2 protein-coding genes are annotated in these 2,582 nt (G+C 69.8%); both read right to left on the bottom strand.

The window, feature by feature from the left end; translation table 11 throughout:
- Nucleotides 1–294: 294 nt before the first annotated feature.
- Nucleotides 295–1,233 carry a sugar phosphate isomerase/epimerase family protein gene (locus HII36_RS54620; protein WP_173531287.1) on the bottom strand — a complete coding sequence of 313 codons (939 nt, stop codon included), beginning with the start codon at nucleotides 1,231–1,233 and terminating at the stop codon, nucleotides 295–297.
- A gap of 287 nt (nucleotides 1,234–1,520) precedes the next feature.
- On the bottom strand, nucleotides 1,521–2,042 hold the full coding sequence (locus tag HII36_RS54615) for a hypothetical protein (RefSeq protein WP_173531286.1): 522 nt from the start codon (nucleotides 2,040–2,042) through the stop codon (nucleotides 1,521–1,523).
- Nucleotides 2,043–2,582: the final 540 nt, after the last annotated feature.

Genomic DNA, 2,582 nt, shown 5'->3' with positions numbered 1-2,582 from the left:
GCAGGTCGCCCAGCGCCTCCCGATGCTCGGGCCCCGAGACGAACTCGGACTCGATCCGGACGCCCCCATTGCGGGTCACCAGGCGTAACACGACCTGCGGGTCGGCGGGGCGGTCGGTCAGCCAGCCTCACGCGCGGGCAGCCGCCATGGAGCCGGAGGCGGGCACCCTGGAGTTGGGGGCGCCAGGCAGTCTCAGGGGCGCCCGGATCCGGCACCTTCAGGAGGGCGCCAGGCAGCCTCAGGGGCGCCGGGGTCCGGCGTCCTCAGGGGGCGTCGGGCAGCCTCAAGTAAGTATCAGGCGGCGAGTTGGAGACCCAGGCTGGTCAGGTTGGTGCGGGCCCAGGCCAGTTCCTCGGCCAGCAGCGACACCAGCGCGCCAGGCCCCTTGGCCCGCCCGGGCACGGCCAGGTTGTGCGTCTCCACCTCGATGTGCGCACTGCCGCTCACCGCACCCGACAACATCGCCGTCAGCGTGTCGTGCAGCACCGCGCCGGTGCTCGGCGTCTCGCCCGTGTGGTTGTGTACGTGGCCCAGCTTCACCACCGGCGCGCCGGCCTTGGCCAGCCCGCGCAGGGCCGCGCCCGGCTCCTCGGCGCCGCAGGCGAGGTGACAGGCGTCGAGGCAGACGCCCAGGTGCTCGGAGTCGATGCCGCAGACCCGCTCAAGCGCCTGCTCGGTGGTCTCCAGCACGCATCCGGGCCACGGCTCGAAGCCGACCCTGATCGTCTTGCCCGTGACGCTGTAGATGCCGCGCAGCTCGCGAGCCAGGCGTTCGAGACGCCGGGTGGCGATCGAGTGCAGGTCCGCGGGCCAGTCGCGGCGCCAGCCGATCGGTATCGTCGAGATGCTGCCGAACCGTACGTCCTCAGGCAACAGGAACGCCAGGATCTTGGCCAGCGCCATCGTGTACCGGTAGCGCTCCGGCTTGGCCCAGTCGGGGCCGGGGACTTCCTGGTTGCGCCCGCCGGTGCCGTTCAGGCTCACGACCTCCAGGCCGCGCTCCTCCAGCGACCTGCGCAGACGTACGAGCTCGATGCGGTCGGCCGTGAGGTGGTCGGCGACGGTGGGCGACAGCCACAGCCCGATGCCCATCCGCTCGACGCCCAACCGCTTGCGCACCGGCACGGCGTAGCGGGTCAGGTGCGCGATCAGGTTCTCCAGATCCTCAGCGGGATGGACGCCTGCGTTATAGGCGAGGTGAACGAGCGTTCCGTCGTTGTGACGCAGGCGCATCGGTTTCCTCCACGGCTTGCCGGTGTGTTCCCATCGCCCGCCTCGGACGTGCGAACCTGTTGAGCATGCCTGCTAACGGGTGACGCACGCGTCCGCCCTGAGTTGATTCCTTACTACTCCCCAGGGAGCAGCGCCCACCCTAGAAACATGCTCTTGTGACTCACTTGGACGAGACTTGGCGTAGCTCTACGCAGTGTAGTACTACTTCCGGTGGCGTCACACCCGCCCATCCAACAATTCCGCAACGACGCCGGAATCCCCGCAGGTTTTTCCGTTCAGATCCGCCGTCAGGCGATGATCAACGCCAGGATGACCAGCGCGGACCCGCCGAACGCCACCGCGTGCCTGACGTTCTGCATCCCGGGGAACACCCAGGACGGGAAGGCCCGCTCGGCCGCGGACAGGAAGGCCGGCACGTCGATCCTCGCCAGCATCGGGTCACCCTTGCGCTTGAAGGCGGCCTGCACCGAGGTGGCGGCGGTGAGCTGGCTGTACAGGATAAGCGCATTGCCGAGCAGCACGATCGGCTGGAAGATCCACGACAGGGTACGCCCCCACTCGTCACCGGCCAGGTTGAGCACCGCCAGCGCGGCCATGACCAGCGCGACCGCCGCGGGCACCGCGGTCTCGTGACCGCCGGCGTCGAAGCGCAGCTTGTTCTCCGCCAGGACCGAGCCCGGGATGCCCTGCCTGGCCAGCTCGGCCTCGGCGGCGGCCTGCGCGTCCGGCCCGTATCGGTGACGGATCAGGGGGATGCTCAGGAAGGCGAGCGCGATGAGCAACTGCAGTACGGCGGCGAATGCCATCATGGGGGTTCTCCTCGTCTTGGACGATCCCGCAGCCTGGAGCGCCACTGCCCCGGCCCTTTCGGAACCTCGTGTTTCCCGACAAGGAAGACGATCGCGAAAGCCGCTGACACCCCACTGACACCCACCGCCCGCCTCACTGACACCCGCATTGAGTCGCAGGCTGAAAGGTCGCCGACGGTCTGGGCTGTGGGTGGCGCTACGGGGTGGCGGGCCGCGCGAGGTCCCGCTGGCGATCTGGAACGTGGAGTGCTGTGCGAAGGCTCTGGCTGGCTGTCTCGGGCGCGCGTGGTCACCCGGGGCGCTCCAGATGGCACTGAGACGTGGATGGCTGCCCAGAAGCTCTGGGTGACGGTCTCAGCGCGGCGGCGGCCTCTCAGCGCGGGTGGGGGGCTCAGCGCGGGCAGCGGCCTCAGCACGGGGTGACGGCCCCAGCGCGGGTGGCGGCCCCAGGTGGATGGCTATGCGCGGGTGTGGGGTGGCCACCTCAGCGTGAGCGGCGGCCTCAGCGTGGATGGCTGTGCGGGGGCTTTGGGTGGCGGT

Source organism: Nonomuraea antri, assembly GCF_013283785.1.
In the GTDB taxonomy this organism is placed as follows: domain Bacteria; phylum Actinomycetota; class Actinomycetes; order Streptosporangiales; family Streptosporangiaceae; genus Nonomuraea; species Nonomuraea antri.
The sequence above is the reverse complement of the archived record's forward strand: the minus strand, read 5'-3'. Positions and strand labels throughout refer to the sequence as shown.